Source organism: Amycolatopsis xylanica, from assembly GCF_900107045.1.
GTDB lineage: Bacteria > Actinomycetota > Actinomycetes > Mycobacteriales > Pseudonocardiaceae > Amycolatopsis > Amycolatopsis xylanica.
In genome coordinates, this window is sequence record NZ_FNON01000004.1 from 18,172 (window position 1) to 34,339 (window position 16,168).

Below are 16,168 nucleotides of genomic sequence, written 5' to 3' on the forward strand. Positions count from 1 at the left end.
GGCGCTGGCCGCGGTCGCCATGCTCTCCGGGCGCCGGCTGTCGCGCGTCTGAGGTTCATTGGGAGCGCAGAGCGCTCAAGTACTCGCGATTCAGGGTGGCGATGCTGTCGAGAGGAATTCCCTTGGGACAGGAGGAGACGCATTCGCCGGTGTTCGTGCAGCCGCCGAAGTCTTCGGCGTCCATGGCGGACACCATGTTCAGCACGCGGGAGCGGCGCTCGGGCTGACCTTGGGGCAAGAGATTGAGGTGCGTGACCTTCGCCGCGGTGAAGAGCATGGCCGAGCCGTTGGGGCAGGCGGCGACGCAGGCGCCGCAGCCGATGCAGGTAGCGTTCTCGAAGGCGGAATCGGCTGCCGCTTTCGGAACCGGGGTGGCGTGGGCGTCAGGGGCCGAACCGGTCGGGACCGAGATGTAGCCGCCGGACTGGATGATGCGGTCGAAGGCCGAGCGGTCGACCACGAGGTCCTTGATGACCGGGAAAGCCTTGGCGCGCCAGGGTTCGACGTCGATCACGTCACCGTCGCTGAACGAGCGCATGTGCAGCTGACAGGCCGTTGTCTGCTCGGGGCCGTGTGCGCGGCCGTTGATGACGACGCCGCACATGCCGCAGATTCCCTCGCGGCAGTCGTGGTCGAAGGCGATCGGCTCCTCGCCTTTGACGATGAGGGATTCGTTCAGGACGTCGAGCATCTCCAAAAAGGACATGTCCGGGGTGATGCCGTCGACCGTGTACTCGGTCATTTCGCCCGGCAGTTCGGGGCCGGCTTGGCGCCAGGCGCGCACGGTGATCTTCATACGTAGCTCCGCTGGGTTTGGTGAATGTAGTCGAACTGGAGCGCTTCCTTGTGCAGGACCGGCGCTTTGTCCTGGTACTCCCAGGCCGCCACATGGCTGAACCGCTCGTCGTCGCGCTGGGCCTCGCCGGTCGGCGTTTGGTGCTCCTCGCGGAAATGGCCGCCGCAGGATTCCGCGCGGACGAGTGCGTCGAGGGCCATGAGCTCGCCGAATTCCAGGAAGTCGGCCACCCGGTTGGCTTTCTCGAGTTCCTTGTTCAGCTCGGCGCCGGCGCCTGGCACGGTGACCGACTTCCAGAATTCTTCGCGGAGTTCGGGAATCCGGTCCAACACCTTGTGCAGGCCGGCTTCGTTGCGGGACATTCCGCAGTGGTCCCACAGCAAGGTCCCGAGTTCGCGGTGGAACGAGTCGACCGTGCGGTTGCCCTGGATCGAGAGGAGCCGCTCTATCCGGTCGCGTGCCTCGTTCTCTACCGCCGCGACCTCGGCCGCGTGCGGGTCGACGGGGGTGAACGCGGTCGACGCGATGTAGTGGTTGAGGGTCACCGGGAGCACGAAGTAGCCGTCCGCGAGGCCCTGCATCAGCGCCGATGCGCCGAGGCGGTTGGCGCCGTGGTCGCTGAAGTTCGCCTCGCCGATCGCGAACAGGCCGGGAATCGTGGTCTGGAGGTCGTAATCCACCCAGAGGCCACCCATGGTGTAGTGCACGGCGGGGTAGATCCGCATCGGGACCTGGTACGGATCCTCCGCGGTGATGCGGGCGTACATGTCGAACAGGTTGCCGTACTTGGCTTCCACGGCCGGTTTCCCCATCCGCGCGATGGCGGCGGCGAAATCGAGGTAGACGCCGAGACCGCCCGGGCCGACGCCGCGGCCCGCGTCGCATTGGTTCTTCGCCGCGCGAGAGGCGACGTCGCGGGGAACCAGGTTGCCGAACGAGGGGTAGATCCGTTCGAGGTAGTAGTCGCGTTCGTTCTCGGGGATCTGATCGGGTGGGCGGTTGTCGCCCTGGCGTGCCGGTACCCAGATGCGGCCGTCGTTGCGCAGTGACTCGGACATGAGGGTGAGCTTCGATTGATGCTCGCCGGTGCGCGGGATGCAGGTCGGGTGAATCTGGGTGTAGCAGGGGTTGGCGAGGTAGGCGCCGCGCTTGTACGCGCGCCAGATCGCCGAGGCGTTGCTGCCTTTCGCGTTGGTGGACAGGTAGAAGACGTTGCCGTAGCCGCCGGTGGCGAGCACGACCGCGTCCGCGAGGTGCGTCTCGATCTCGCCGGTGATGAGGTCGCGGGCGACGATTCCGCGGGCCCGGCCGTCGATGACGATCAGGTCGAGCATCTCGGTCCGGGGATGGAGCTCGACGTTTCCCGCGTCGATCTGGCGGGACAAGGCCTGATAGGCGCCGATGAGCAGCTGCTGCCCGGTCTGCCCGCGTGCGTAGAAAGTGCGCTGGACCTGAACGCCGCCGAAGGACCGCGTGTCGAGCAAGCCGCCGTATTCACGGGCGAACGGGACACCCTGGGCGACGCAATGGTCGATGATCTGCGCGGAGACCTCGGACAGGCGGTACACATTCGATTCCCGCGACCGGAAATCGCCGCCTTTCACCGTGTCGTAGAAGAGCCGGTAGACGGAGTCACCGTCGTTGCGATAGTTCTTCGCCGCGTTGATTCCGCCCTGTGCCGCGACCGAATGGGCCCGGCGCGGTGAATCCTGGAAACAGAATTGGACGACGTGGTATCCCTGTTCGGCCAATGTCGCACCGGCCGAGCCGCCGGCGAGACCGGTGCCGACCACGATGACGCGGTGTTTGCGGCGATTCGCCGGATTCACCAGCTTCGCGGAGAATCTGCGCGTGTCCCAGCGATTTTCGATGGGCCCGCCCGGCGCCGCGGTATCGCTGATCGGGTCACCCAGAACGTAATCCAGCACGTTACTTCACCACTCCCGTCATGACGCCGACCGGAACGACCGTGAATCCCGCGGTGATGACGACGGCCAGCGTCGAGCCGATCGTCTTGATCGCGCGGGCGCGGGCAGGGCGGGTGAACCCGAGGGTCTGCGCGGCGCTCCAGAAACCGTGGTTGATGTGGATGCCGACCAGCACCACCGCCACGATGTAGATCAGGTTGACCCACCAGACCTGGAAATCCTTGACGATGTTGTAGTACGGGCTGTTCGGGTCGAATCCCGGATGCACCGCGCCGACGGTCAAATCGAGCAGGTGCCACACGATGAACAGCGCCAGGATGATCCCGCCGTACCGCATGGTGCGTGTCGCGTAGTTCGCACGGGCGCGCTGCTTGTGCGCATAACCGATCGGCCGCGCTCTGCGGTCGCGCAGCGACAACTGCGCCGCCGCGGTCGCATGCGCCGCCACCGCTGTCACGAGAACCACTCGCTGAATCCAGAGAAACCAGGAATGGTGCAGAACAGGCTCGCCGATAGTGCGCAGCCAGGCCGCATACCCGTCGAATTCGACAGCGCCGAAGAAAACCTTCAGGTTGCCGAGCATATGCAGCAACAAGAACGCCACCATGAGCAGACCGGAGACGGCCATCACGGCTTTCTTGCCGATGGTCGTTTTCCACAGCGAGCGCAGTGACTGCGCGCGTACCAGCGTGCTGGGCATAACCGGACGGTAGGAGCCGGATCGGCATTGGGCAAAGTGATGAAGACTGTCGTCGCGATAGTCGTCGTCTATCATGGCAGCGTGCAGATCAATCAGCTGCGATATTTCGTGGCGCTCAGTGACACAGCTCACTTCACGCAGGCTGCCGCTCAGCTGGGAGTCACCCAGCCGTCCTTGTCGCAGCAGATCAAAGCACTCGAGAACAGTGTCGGCAGTCAGCTGGTTCATCGCACCAGGAGCCGGATCGAACTCACCGAAGCAGGCGCGGCGCTGCTCCCCATCGCCCGTCGCATCCTCGCCGACATCGCCACCGCCGAGCGGGAGATATTGGCACTGAACGACTTGCAGGCTGGCCAAGTGCGGCTGGGCGCGACGCCGTCGCTCTGCACCGGCCTGCTGCCGCCGATGCTCATGGCCTTCCGGCGCGACCACCCGAACATCCAGCTGCACATCCGCGAAGGCGGCTCGCACGACCTGCGGGCGAAACTGTCCGAGGGCGCGCTCGATCTCGCCCTGGTGATCGATTCCCCGCTCACCGATGACCATGTGCTGGAAGCCGTGCCGTTGCTGACCGAGGAACTGGTCGTGGTGTCCGCACTGCATCAGCCCCGGCCGGTACCGCGTCCCCGGATCCACATCCGGGAACTGCGAGGCCGCCCGCTGGTGATGTTCCGCGAGGGCTACGACCTCCGTGAAGCGACCCTCAAGGCTTGCCGCGCCGAGGGTTTCGAGCCCACGCTCGCGATCGAGGGCGGTGAAATGGACGCCGTGCTGGAGTTCGTCGGCGCCGGCGCCGGCATCGCGGTGGTGCCGACGACCGTGGTCCGGGACCGGCTCCACCGGACACCGATCGCCCTGCCTGGCATGAGCCGCACCGTCTCACTGGCACACCGCCGTGGCATCACCCCGACGCGGGCCGCGCAGGCACTGCACGACACGATCACGCGATTCCTCGGCGAGACCGCCGAGGCGGGCCTGCTGCCCGCCGGCGTGCGCCCCATCTGACCCCTACCCCGGCCGCTCGGCGGGTCGGTTGAACGTTGTGAACGGGGCGTTCACAACGCTGAGCGACGCATACGCCCCGCTCATTACGTCCACCCTGCCCGAAGCCTGCGTGAGGTGGGTCGTGCGCGTTGCGGGCGGTTCTAACCGCCCGCAACGCGCACGACCCCGCGCAGGCACGCCCCGGTTGGCTTTCCGCCCAAAGAGCACCGCCTGGGTCGACAAATGTTCACTTCATGACTACCAACGAGGTATGACACCACGTCCTGGGGAACGCTGGATCGACGCGGCACACCTTCCGGTGGACCTTGTCGCACTCATCGACGCTCTCGGTCCGGGCGAAGACGTGCTCATCACCCGTGACGGTGAGCCGATCGCGTCGATCTCCGGCACGGTCAACGCCGAGCGCCTGCCGCGGGATTCCGACGATGTCACGGTCGTGGCCACCGCGATGAAGCTTTCGGCGTCGGCACGGGCGTCGTTGTCGGAGCAGCTCGGGCCGGACTACATCGTGCTGGACATGAACTCGGCGCCCAAAAGTGTCGATGTGCTGCTGACGCCGCCGCACAGCCCGCAGCTGATCGGGCACCTCAAGGCGCTGTTCCCCAAGGCACGGGTGGTCATCGCGGAAATCGAGGACGACGAGTTCGGCGTGAGCTTCGAGGGGCCGGTCCGGCGGCTTCTCGACGCCGGGGCCGACACCTATCTCCCGCCCAGCTCGATTCCCCGGCTCGCGCGGCAACTCGACAGGGCCGTCACTCACCTGAACCAGCTCACCGGGGATGCTTCGGTGCCGCTGACGATCGAGTCTGCGGAAGTCCACAATGGCCTCGAGGGCGCTTAGCGGAACGTGACTTGCGCCGTGCGCTCATGATCGAGCGGCGATGAGCCGATAGGTTGGGATGGATCTTGCCGCCCAGTCGCCACGGCGACGCACCGAAGGTTGACCGAGAATGATTCCCACAGTCCTCGCCGCCGCCGCGGTGGCCATGGTCCGTTCGCTCGCGGCGTTGCGGCTGCAGCGCTGGAATCTCGGGGCACCGGCGATGATGGTGCTCGGGGGAATCCTCATTGGACTGCTCGTCCAGGACTCGGTCGCCGCCGCGCTGAACACCGATGTGGCGCAGCATGTCGCCGAGATCATCCTGGCGTTCCTGCTGTTCGTCGACGCGACCGAGATCCGCGGCGGCAGGCTGTGGGGCAACTCGCCGGGCGTGGCCGGGCGGATGCTGCTGCTGGCGCTGCCGCTGAGCCTGGGCTCGGCGATGCTGCTGGGCGCGCTGCTCTTCCCGGATCTGTCGTGGACGATGCTGCTGATCATCGCGTGCGTGGTGATGCCGATCGACTTCGCGCCGAGTGAGGGGGTCGTGCGTGATCGGCGGCTGTCGGCGCGGGTGCGCAGTGTGCTGAACGTCGAGGGCGGCTACAACGACGGCATCGTCACGCCGGTGTTCGTGTTCGCGCTGCTGCTGGCGGGCAGTGGTGAGGACGCCCCCAAGACGCCGCTGGGCGCGCTCGGGACGGCCGTGTCGCAGGCGGCGATCGCGATCGGGGTCGGGCTCGCGTTCGGCAGCCTGGTCGCGTGGCTGATGCACCGGACCGACCGGGCGGGCTGGACGTCGGCCCAGACGCGGCGGATCACCGTCGCGCTGACCCCGCTGGTGGCTTACTCGCTGGCCGTACAGCTCGGCGGGAACGGGTTCGTGACGTCGTTCGTGTGCGGGATCGCGTTCCGGTACGTGCACCGGCTGCTCGTCGCGCGCGCGATCCACCGCGCGCCCGCCGGGCAACGCGGGCACGCGCTGACCGCGCTGACCAGGGACTTCGGGTTGCTGGAGGACGTGACCGCGCTGATGACCATGACCATGTGGTTCGTCGTCGGCCTCGCGGCCGTGGTGATGTTCGTGCTCGGGATCAGCTGGCAGGCCATCGTGTTCTGCGTCGCCGCGCTCACCCTGCTCCGGCTCGTGCCGGTGCTCCTGTCGCTGTTCGGCGCGCCGCTCCCCCGCCGCGACCGGCTGCTGATCGGCCTGCTCGGGCCGCGCGGGACGACCACCATCGTGTTCGGCCTGATCGCGTTCAACGGCCTGCCGGACGGCACCCCGGCCGACACGGTCCTGCTGACCACCGTGCTGTGCGTGATCGGCAGCGTGCTGCTGCACGGCGCGGGCTCGGAGACGGTCATCCGCCGCCTCGGGACCGTCAAGTAACCGAGAGCATCGGCACCAAGTACTTCCGGGCCAGCGCCTGGACCTGGGCGTCGTCGTCGAGGTCGAGCACCTGGCTTGGGGTGACCAGGAACGACGACGACAGGCGGACCATCAGCTCGGCCACCACTTCGACGTCCACCTTGGGCGAAACCGTGCCCGCGCGCTGCTCGAGGCGGAGCCTGCTCGCGACGAAGCGCTGGACCGCGGCCAGTGTCTGGCCGCCGTCGCTGATCATGGACGGCACGACGACGTCGGGTTCGATGTCCATCAGGCCGCCGATCAGCGGGTTGCCCCGGATGGCGCGCAGAGCGCTGGTGAAGCCGAGCACCACCCGGTCGGCCACCGTGTCGGCTTGCTTGATCTCGAGCAGGAACTCGTTGAAGTAGCGGCGAAACTCGCGGCGGATCACCTGCTCGACCAAGGCGTCCTTGGTGGTGAAGCGGCGGTAGACGGTGATGCGCGAGACGCCGGCGCGGCGGGCGACGTCCTCCATGGTCGAGCGGCGAATGCCGATGCGGCGGAACTGCTCGTAGGCGCCGTCGAGAATGCGCGCGGTGGTCTCGTCGGCGCCCGGTTCCTGGGCGAGCGCCTCGGCGAAAGCGCGCTCCAGCACCGAGTCGGAGCCGGGGGTGGTGTCTCGGCCCATTGTGTGCTCTCCTTGATGATACGCGATTACGCGACTTGTATCACCGTATCAGCTCGACGAGGAGTTGAGGGCGTGGACGAACTCAGCAGGCGCAAAATGTTGATGATCACCGGCGGGGCGCTCGGCGCGCTGGGCATGACGACGCCGGCTCAAGCGCAATCCCACTGGACCTGGCCCGCCAGCGGCTCGGTGGCCGGAGCCGGCGCGGGCGCCGATCCCCGCTGGGTGTGGGACGAGGAGGCCGATCCGCTGCTCGCGTCGATACTCGACCGCGGCGACGTGCCGAGGGTGAACACGCTGTTGCGCACGTGGACCCGCAATGACCAGCCGTTGCCCGCCGGTCTGCCCGAGGACCTGCGCGCGTTCATGGAACGGGCGCGGCAGCTGCCCGCCTGGGCCGACCGGGCGAAACTCGACCGGGTCGGCGACTTCATCAAGGCCAAGGGGACCTATCTCATCCTCGTGTACGGGCTGGGCGGCGGGATGATGAGCACCGCCATCCCGGCCGAAGCCCGCGCGGTCTACCACTCCAAGGGCGGCGCGGACATGAAGGACCGCATCGCCAAGACCACCAAGTTCGGGGTGGACGCCCACGCGCTCAACGCCTACCAGCCCGACGGCGACGCCATCGTCAGCTCGGTGAAGACGCGGCTGGTGCACGCGGCCGTGCGGCATCTGCTGCCGCAATCCCCGCACTGGCCCCATACCGGCGGGCAGATCCCGATCAGCCAGAACGACATGCTGGTCACCTGGCACACCCTGCCGACCTTGGTCATGCGCAAGCTGACCGACTGGCGCGTGCGCGTCTCCGCCGCCGAATCCGCCGCATACCTGCATTTGTGGCAGGTCAACGCGCACATGCTCGGCATCCGCGACGAGTACGTGCCCGCGACCTGGGAGGCGGCGTACGCCCAATCCGCGCAGGTGCTCGATCCGGTGCTGGCGCCCACGCCCGAGGGGATCTCGCTCGCCGACACCCTCCTGGACATGGCCAGCGAAGCGACCGGGCCCGGGCAGCCGGTCACGCGCGCGCTGCTCAACTCGCTCACCCGATACCTGCTCGGCGACCGGGTGTCCGACTGGATCGAGATCCCCCGCGAGCCGGTGTGGGATCCGTTGGTGCACAACGGATTGCCGCTCTGGGTGCGGGTACGCGAAGGCTTCATCACCTGGCCGCTGGCGCCGCCGATCTCGTGGACACTCGACGAACTCATCCGCAAGCTCATGCTGTTCTACCTCGGCGAGGCGAAGCCGATCAGCATCGAGATACCCGACACCAACCGCCCGGGCTGACGCACCGGGGTTGTCCGGCCGGGTCCGGGCGCGGATAGTGGAACGGACGCTTGGGCCGAAGGAGAGTACCGGTGTCCGATCATGAAGTGCGCTGTGACTGACCGGGCCGAGGATCTCAACGAAGTGGCGCGTCCCTCGGCCCGCCTGAGCAGCGACGCCTTGTCCGGCCTGCTGGACAGGGCGGCGCTGAGCCAGGCCGCCGGGGTGCTGGTGGCGCGTTACGGCCTGCCTGACTCCGAAGTGGCGACGCGCGGCTTGATCATCGCCGCGCGCCGCCATGACCGCGACCCCCGCGCACTGGCCCGTGCGCTGCTCGTCGCGCCCGAACCCCGCTGGGACGCCAGATCCTGGTTCGCGGGCCGGGTCTGGCGCAGCGCGCCGCCACTCGATTTCTTGCGCGGCTCGGGCCCCACCCGGCCACTGGCCGTCCTCGACGCGGCCTTGGCCGCCGCGACCGACTACGCGCAGACCGGCCTCGGTGACATCCAGACCGTTTCGCTGGGCCGCGGCGGGCTGGATCTCCGCCACGCACGGGGCTTTTCCACCGAGTTCGTCCAGCGTTTCGCCCATGTGGAGGGTGAAGCCACCGCCTGCGCGATCGCCTTGAAAACCCGGCGACCGGTCGCCGTCCCCGACGTCACCACCTGCGACATCTTCGACGACCCCGCGGTGGAAACGCTCGTCACCGCCAGCGTCCGCACGGTCGAAAGCACTCCCATCCTGGCCGAGGCGCGCTGCGCCGGCGTCTTCTCGGTCCACTACCCCCGTCCCGGTTCCAGCCCCAGCCGCATCACCCGCCGGGCGCTGGCCTCCATCGCCGATCAGGCGGGCGCTTGGCTCCACTGGTACGACCGCACGGCGATGCTCGACGCCTTGGAGGACCTGCACCAGCACGCGGGCCGGTTTCCCGACGACTGAGCGCGATGTAGTGGCGGTGTAGAGATCATCGCCAAGCTCTCCCTCGTTCACAGCGATCCGAGGGAGACATATGCGTATCAGGAAGCTTTGCCAGGTGGCCGCGGTTTCGACGGTGCTGCTGATCGGCGGCGGAACCGTCGCGGGCGCCGCACCCGCGACGGACGCGCGCTCGGAGATCACGGCCGCCGACATCGCCGACCCGAGCGCCGTCATCACCGACTCGCCAGAGGAACTGGCCGCGGCGCGGACCGCTTCCCAGGCGATCGCGTGGTACGCCGACCGCACCGGCAGCACCGCGTACGAGGGCTACTGCGAGCGCGCCGCGCGCCTGTCGTGGAACCGCACGACCCACCACGCGTCCGCGAAGGAGCACTGGACCTCGTCCGACGGCGCCCGGCACACGACCGGCACGCCGCCGAAGGGTTCCTTCGTGTTCTGGGCGATCTCGGCGAACTACCACGTCGGGATCGCTGACGGGAACGGCGGCGTCTGGGCGACCAACGTCAACCACCGGATCGGCCACGCGAGGCAGAGCTACTTCGGCAGCTACCAGGGCTGGAAAGCCGGTAACAGCAACTGATTCAGGTGCGGGCGGCGGAGGGACTCCGCCGCCGTTGCGCCTGTTCGAGCAGCGCGAGACCGGTCCGCTCCCCCTGCCGGTTCCCGGTTTCGCGGAACACCCGCAGCGCGCGGTCGCACACGCCGCGCGCCTGCACCGGTTCGCCGGTGGCGAGCAGCGCCTGCCCGATGCCGAGCAGCGCGTAGGCGCTGCACCGCTCGTCACCGATCTCGTCCAAAATGGACAGTGCGAGACGCAGGCAGGCCAATGATTCCGGGAAGCGGCCTGTTTCCCGGTGCAGGGTGCCCAGTTCGGTGAGCACCTTCGCCTCGCGGTGCGCGTCGCCGATCTCGGCGGCGAGCTCACGGGCACGGCCGAGCCAGTCCTCGGCTTCGGCGAACTCGCCGAGCAGCATGTGCGTCGAGCCGATGGCGTTGAGCATCTGCGCCACCTCGCCCGGCTCGTCCAGCCCGCCGAGTGCCCGCCGGTAGCAGGCCAGCGCCTCCGACGGCCGCTCACGCACCCGCGCGACCGTGCCGAGCCCGGCCACCGCGAGCGCTTCGCCCCGGACGTCGCCGAGTTCGGCGAACAATTCGGCCGCGCGGGTCATCGCGCGTTCGGCTTCGGGGTACTCGTCGTGGTAGAGCCTGACCTGCCCGAGACCGCGCGCGAGTACCGCCTCGCCCACGCGATTTCCGGCCGCCACCACCGCTTCCAGCGCGATCTGGTGACTGCGTGCCCAGTCGTCGTAGGCGCCGCGCAGGTCGTAGAACGGGACCGCGGCGGCGGTGAGCTGCCAGGCCAGCTCCGCGAGCCCGGCGTCGGCGGCGAGTTGGACCGCGGCCGCGAGCAGCTGGCGCTCGGCGGTGAACCAGCTGAGTGGATCGCCCACCAAGGCCGAGTCGAGCCGCTTGCCGAGCGCGGGCCCGGTCATCGCGCCGAACGCCGACGGCAGCGCGGCGGCCGCGGTCTTCACCAGTGACAGCAGCCCGGTGAGCACGCGCTCCAACGCCTGGCCTTGAGGTGGTTGCGCCGCAAGCAATTCCGCCGCGTAGCAGCGCAGCAGATCGTGCAGGCGATAGCGCGGATGCCCGGCGACGTCGGTGCCGACGAGCGACAACAGGTTCGCGTCGACGAGCACGTCGAGCACGTCATGCGCGGCGGGCCGGTCGAGCAGCTCGTCCATCACCCAGCTCGGGAAGTCCTGCGCGCCCAGCAGCGCCGAGCGGCAGAACGCGGTGCGCGCGGCTTCGGACAGCTGCCGCAGGCTCAGCTCGAAACTCGACCGCACGCCGAGATCGCCGACCCTCAGCTCGCTCAGCCTGCTCGACTCGTCGGCCAGCCTGTCCTGCAGCGTCCGCAGGCTCCACGCCTGGCGACCGGCCAGCCTGGCACCGGCGATCCGGATCGCCAGCGGCAGGTAACCGCAGCTCCGCACGATCGCGGCGGCTTCGGCCGGTTCGGCTTCGACGCGTTCGGTTCCGGCGATCCCGGCGAGCAGCTGCCCGGCTTCCCGCTCGTCGAACACGGTCAGCTCAACGTGTTTCGCGCCCGCGAGCTCGGGCAGCCTGCCTCGGATCGTGACCAGCACGGCGCAGCCGGGGCTGGCCGGGAGCAACGGCCTGACCTGCTGCACGGTCGCCGCGTCGTCGAGCGCGAGCAGCACCCGGCGGCCGCTGAGCCGCGAGCGGAACAACGCGGCGCGCTGCGCCAGCCCCGCCGGGACGGCCTTGCCGGAGATCCCCAGCGCGTGCAGGAAGTCGGCGAGCACGTCGCCGGGTTCGCGAGGCGTCCCCGTCGCGGCGAGGTCGACGTAGAGCTGGCCGTCCGGGAAACGGGACGCCAGCCGGTGCGCGACCCGCATGGCCAGCGCGGTCTTGCCGGTGCCGGGCGGTCCGGTCAGCACGACCACCGGCGGCGTGCCGCGGTCCGCGCCCAACGCCGACTCCAGCTCGCGCACGTAGTCCTCGCGGCCGGTGAAGTCCGGGATGTCCGCGGGCAGCTGTCTCAGCGGCGCGGGGCGGACCGTTCCCCCGCTCAGGATCGCCGCCTGCACGGCACGCAGTTCCGGCCCCGGCTCGACGCCGAGTTCGGTGACCAGCCGGTCCCGCGCGGTCGTGTAGGCCTTGAGCGCGTCGGCGCGACGCCCGGCGCCGTCGAGTGCCAGCATGTATTGCTGCCACAGGCGTTCGCGGTACGGATACTCGGCCAGCAGCCCGATCAGCTCGGCGATCGACGCGTCATGCCTGCCGAGCCGGACTTGCAACGAAAGCCGTTCCTCGACGGCCGCGAGGCGGTTTTCGACCAGCCTGCCGAGTTCGGCGTCCCACGCGGGCGCGGCGGGCAGGTCTTCGAGCGGATCACCGCGCCACAACGCCTCTGCCTCGTCCAGCAACTCCAGCGCCCGCTCCGGCGCCCCCTCCTTGGCCGCCCGCGCGGCGTCCTCGGTCAGCCTGGCGAACCGATGCGCGTCGACGTCGTCGCGGTCGACGGTCAGCGAATAGCCGGTCCCGTGGCGGCCGACGGCCTCGGGCAGCCTGCGGCGCAACCGCCACACGTAGGTCTGCAGGTTCGCGGTGGCCGAAGTCGGCGGTTCGCTCGGCCACAGCGTTTCGATCAGCTGCCCGGGCGAGACCGGCCGGTTCGCGTTGAGCAGCAGATGCGCCAGCAGCACCCGCTCCTTCGTCCCGCCCAGCGGGATCCGCTCCCCGCCGACGGTCACGGTGAGCGGCCCCAGCAGCCTGAAACGCACCTCACGGTCCCGCATCCGCCACCTCGTTCCGACGAAAGCCCCGCCGGACCTTAACGCGAGGATCGCCTTGATGGGCAGAGTTTCACAAACGTCGGACCGGACCGAAGCGCGCTGGACGTGACAAGGGCGGCCCTTGTCACCTCTAGCGTGACAAGGGCCGCCCTTGTTTCTCGCCGACCCGTCAGCGGCGGGCGCGGTGCTCGGCGATCAGGTCGGCGTAGTACTGGCCGCTCGCCTTGACCGTGCGGACCTGGGTGTCGAAGTCCACCCGGACCAGGCCGAAGCGCTTGTCGAGACCGTTCGCCCACTCGAAGTTGTCCAGCAGCGACCAGGCGAAATAGCCCTTCACCGGCGCGCCGTCGGCGACCGCGCCCGCGACCGCGGTCAGGTGCTCGTCCAGGTAGGCGATCCGGTCGGTGTCGATCACCGCACCGTCTTCGGCGACCTTGTCGTCGAACGCCGCGCCGCTTTCGGTGATGTAGATGGCCTGCGAGCCGTACTCGTCGCGGAGGCGGTGGATCAGGTCGGCGAGGCCCTGGCCGTAGATCTCCCAGCCCATCGCGGTGGTGGCCGCACCCTCCACCGGCACCTGGCGCGCGTACGGCGCCGGGCCCGCCGGGTCGTCCTCGACGAGCTGGCGGAAGTAGTAGTTCAGGCCGTGGAAGTCGGTCGGGGCCGCGATGATCTCGAGGTCGTTGCCGACCACTGGCGGCTCGATGCCGTAGACGTCGATCATGTCGGCCGGGTAGCCGCGGCCGTTGGACGGGTCGAGCCACCAGCGGTTGACGTGCCCGTCCATCCGCACGGCCGCCGCGATGTCCTCGTCGCGCGAGGACGCCGGTTCGATGCCGGACAGGTTGACGACCAGGCCGATGTTCGCGGGCTGCTGGGCGTTGGCGCGAATGGCTTCGACACCGAGGCCGTGCGCCAAAAGCAGATGGTGCGACGCGTCGACGGCCTGGCGCAGATCCTGCACGCCCGGAGCGAAACGGCCTTCCAGGTACCCGATCCACGCCGAGCACAGCGGCTCGTTGACCGTGTTCCAGTCGCGCACGCGGTCGCCGAGGCGGGCCGCGACCACGGCCGCGTATTCGGCGTAGGCGTAGGCGGTGTCGCGCGCGGGCCAGCCGCCCGCCGCCTGCAGCTCCGACGGCAGGTCCCAGTGGAACAGCGTGACGAACGGCCGGATCCCGGCCTCGAGCAGCGCGTCGGTGAAGCGGTCGTAGTGGTCGAGACCGAGCGCGTTGACCGGACCGCGGCCGCCGGGGATCACCCGCGGCCACGCGATCGAGAACCGGTAGGCGTCCAGGCCGAGCTGCTTCATGATCGCCAGGTCTTCCGGCCAGCGCCGGTAGTGGTCGCAGACGACGTCGCCGGTGTCGCCGTTGTCGATGGCTCCCGGGACCAGGCAGAAGTCGTCCCAGATGGACCGGCCGCGGCCGTCCGCGCCGACGGCGCCTTCGACCTGGTACGCGGCGGTGGCCGCGCCCCACAGGAAATCCGAGGGAAGAGCGGGGTTCAAGACAGACCTCACTTAGAGAATGGGCAGGAGCGGGTGGAACGGCGGCTTATTTGACGGCGCCCGCGGTGAGCCCGGCGACCAGGAAGCGCTGGAACAACAGGAATCCGGCGACGATCGGCACCGAGACGATCAGGCTCGCGGCCATCACCTGGTTCCAATAGACCTGGACCTGTGTCGAGTACTCCTGCAGGCCGACGGCGAGCGTTCTCGTGTCGGAATCGGTCATGACCGAGGCGAACAGGACCTCACCCCACGCGGTCATGAACGAGTAGATCGAAACGGCGACGATGCCGGGCACGGCCGCCGGGATGACGACCCTGAGCAGCGCGCCGAGCGGGCCGTTGCCGTCGACCATCGCGGCCTCGTCGAGTTCCTTCGGGATCGAGTCGAAGTACCCGGCGAGCATCCAGATGGCGAACGGCAGCGAGAAGGTCAGGTACGTCAGGATCAAGCCGAGACGCGAGCCGTAGAGGACGATCCCGGTGGTGTTGCCGATGCTGACGAAGATCAGGAACAGCGGCAGCAGGAAGAGAATGCCGGGGAACATCTGCGTCGACAGCACGGTCATCGAGAAGAACGACCGGCCGCGGAACTTGTACCGGTTGATCGCGTAGGCGGCGAAGATCGCGATCAGCACCGAGAAGATCGTCGACAGCCCCGCGATGACCAGGCTGTTCACGAAGTACTTCGCGAGCGGGATGGTCTTCCAGATGTCGAGGAACGGCTGGATGGTGATGGTCGACGGGATCCACTCCCACTTGCCCTGCACGTCGCCGAGCGGCTTGAGCGACGACGAGACCATCACGTAGAGCGGCAGCAACGTGAACAGCGCGAGGAAGCCGAGCACGAGCCTTCGGACCCAAGGAAGCCAGCGAGGTTCAGACACTTGCTTTCCTCCTTCGCGCGGCCACACCGAGATACAGCGCGCTGACCACCAGCAGGAACAACAACAGCAGCACCGACATGGCCGAGCCGAGCCCGAAGTTCCAGGTCTTGAACGAGCTTTGATAGATGTGGATCGAAATCAGCGAAGCCTCTTGCGGCGCGGACTTGCCGAACAGCACGTACGGCGTGTTGAAGTCGTTGAAGGTCCACAGGAACAGCACGAGCAGCAGCACCTGGTTGACCGGGCGCAGCATCGGCTGGGTGATCGCCCGCACCTGACGCCACCAGCTCGCGCCGTCGATCTCGGCGGCCTCGTACAGCTCGCCGGGGATGTTCTGCAGGCCGGCCATGATGATCAGGAACGCGAACGGCCAGTTGCGCCAGACCGAGACGATCACCAGCGACCAGAAGCTGTTGTCGCCGATCAGCCAGAACGAATGGGTGCCCAGCACGCTGTTCACCACCCCGGTGTCCCGCTGGAACATGAACGACCAGGTGATGACCGCGGCGTACATCGGCAACGCGTACGGCACCAGGAACAGCGTCCGCAGCAGCCCCCTGCCGCGGAACGACCGCTGCATCAGCACGGCGGCCGAGGTGCCGAACAGCCAGCAGAGCCCGACCACCAGCACCGTGTACAGCACGGTGACCCAGAACGAGTGCAGCAGCGCCTTGCCCGCGGCGCTGTCGAAGTCGAGGACGAACTTGTAGTTGTCCAGCCCCGCGTTGGGGGCGGCCGACCAGTTCCGGATGAAGTACTGAGTCAGCTTGAGGAAACTCATCCCGATCCCGACCAGCATCGGGATCACGTGGATGAGCAGTTCGAGCAGCAACGCGGGCAGCAGGAGCAGATAGGGCAGGCCGATCTTGCGGCGCTTCGCCCACCGGCTGCCCGGCTCGCGGGCCCCGGCCGCTTCCACGGCCGGGGCGTCCTTCACAGCGATGGCCATCTCAGGT

The 16,168-nt window shown here is 68.5% G+C and carries 14 protein-coding genes; 6 read left to right on the plus strand and 8 right to left on the minus strand.

Annotated elements, in window-relative coordinates:
- Positions 1-55: 55 nt before the first annotated feature.
- The 3 genes from BLV57_RS19000 to BLV57_RS19010 are packed head-to-tail and all read right to left on the minus strand — an operon-like array spanning position 56 to position 3,424.
- The gene (locus BLV57_RS19000; protein WP_091290508.1) at positions 56-796 is read right to left on the minus strand and encodes a succinate dehydrogenase/fumarate reductase iron-sulfur subunit; all 741 of its coding nucleotides are present in this window, start codon (positions 794-796) and stop codon (positions 56-58) included.
- Positions 793-2,724: a fumarate reductase/succinate dehydrogenase flavoprotein subunit gene (locus BLV57_RS19005; RefSeq protein WP_176968702.1), complete on the minus strand. Its 1,932-nt coding sequence runs from the start codon at positions 2,722-2,724 to the stop codon at positions 793-795. The genes BLV57_RS19000 and BLV57_RS19005 overlap by 4 nt, the downstream gene beginning before the upstream one ends.
- A gap of 1 nt (position 2,725) precedes the next feature.
- Positions 2,726-3,424 (minus strand): succinate dehydrogenase cytochrome b subunit, encoded by a 699-nt coding sequence (locus BLV57_RS19010; protein ID WP_091290509.1) that lies wholly within the window; start codon positions 3,422-3,424, stop codon positions 2,726-2,728.
- Positions 3,425-3,505: 81 nt separating this feature from the next.
- Between BLV57_RS19010 and BLV57_RS19015 the strand changes: the two genes are divergently transcribed.
- From BLV57_RS19015 to BLV57_RS19025, 3 genes are all read left to right on the plus strand, one after another.
- Positions 3,506-4,429 carry a LysR family transcriptional regulator gene (locus BLV57_RS19015; protein WP_091291862.1) on the plus strand — a complete coding sequence of 308 codons (924 nt, stop codon included), beginning with the start codon at positions 3,506-3,508 and terminating at the stop codon, positions 4,427-4,429.
- Positions 4,430-4,679: 250 nt separating this feature from the next.
- Positions 4,680-5,270: a response regulator gene (locus BLV57_RS19020; RefSeq protein ID WP_091290510.1), complete on the plus strand. Its 591-nt coding sequence runs from the start codon at positions 4,680-4,682 to the stop codon at positions 5,268-5,270.
- A gap of 109 nt (positions 5,271-5,379) precedes the next feature.
- Positions 5,380-6,636, plus strand: a complete 1,257-nt coding sequence (locus BLV57_RS19025) for a cation:proton antiporter (RefSeq protein WP_091290511.1) — start codon at positions 5,380-5,382, stop codon at positions 6,634-6,636.
- Here BLV57_RS19025 and BLV57_RS19030 read toward each other — a convergent pair.
- A complete protein-coding gene (locus BLV57_RS19030) occupies positions 6,629-7,282 on the minus strand; it encodes a TetR/AcrR family transcriptional regulator (RefSeq protein ID WP_091290512.1) in 654 nt (217 codons plus the stop codon). The two genes, BLV57_RS19025 and BLV57_RS19030, sit on opposite strands and share 8 nt — an antisense overlap.
- Positions 7,283-7,354: 72 nt before the next feature.
- Between BLV57_RS19030 and BLV57_RS19035 the strand changes: the two genes are divergently transcribed.
- From BLV57_RS19035 to BLV57_RS19045, 3 genes are all read left to right on the plus strand, one after another.
- Entirely contained in the window at positions 7,355-8,575 is a 1,221-nt protein-coding gene (locus BLV57_RS19035; protein ID WP_091290513.1) for an oxygenase MpaB family protein, read from the plus strand.
- Between the two features lie 93 nt (positions 8,576-8,668).
- Entirely contained in the window at positions 8,669-9,493 is an 825-nt protein-coding gene (locus BLV57_RS19040; protein WP_176968703.1) for a GAF domain-containing protein, read from the plus strand.
- A 70-nt stretch (positions 9,494-9,563) separates the two neighbouring features.
- Complete coding sequence (locus BLV57_RS19045) at positions 9,564-10,073, plus strand: hypothetical protein (protein ID WP_176968704.1); 510 nt, start codon at positions 9,564-9,566, stop codon at positions 10,071-10,073.
- Between the two features lies 1 nt (position 10,074).
- Here BLV57_RS19045 and BLV57_RS19050 read toward each other — a convergent pair whose 3' ends face one another.
- The 4 genes from BLV57_RS19050 to BLV57_RS19065 all read right to left on the minus strand — a co-directional run bounded on the left by BLV57_RS19050 (position 10,075) and on the right by BLV57_RS19065 (position 16,161).
- On the minus strand, positions 10,075-12,819 hold the full coding sequence (locus tag BLV57_RS19050; protein ID WP_245757398.1) for an AfsR/SARP family transcriptional regulator: 2,745 nt from the start codon (positions 12,817-12,819) through the stop codon (positions 10,075-10,077).
- Between the two features lie 166 nt (positions 12,820-12,985).
- The gene (locus BLV57_RS19055; protein WP_091290517.1) at positions 12,986-14,326 is read right to left on the minus strand and encodes a GH1 family beta-glucosidase; all 1,341 of its coding nucleotides are present in this window, start codon (positions 14,324-14,326) and stop codon (positions 12,986-12,988) included.
- 46 nt (positions 14,327-14,372) lie between these two features.
- Positions 14,373-15,212 carry a carbohydrate ABC transporter permease gene (locus BLV57_RS19060; protein ID WP_091290519.1) on the minus strand — a complete coding sequence of 280 codons (840 nt, stop codon included), beginning with the start codon at positions 15,210-15,212 and terminating at the stop codon, positions 14,373-14,375.
- The gene (locus BLV57_RS19065) at positions 15,205-16,161 is read right to left on the minus strand and encodes a carbohydrate ABC transporter permease (RefSeq protein WP_091290521.1); all 957 of its coding nucleotides are present in this window, start codon (positions 16,159-16,161) and stop codon (positions 15,205-15,207) included. The genes BLV57_RS19060 and BLV57_RS19065 overlap by 8 nt, the downstream gene beginning before the upstream one ends.
- Positions 16,162-16,168 lie beyond the last annotated feature (7 nt).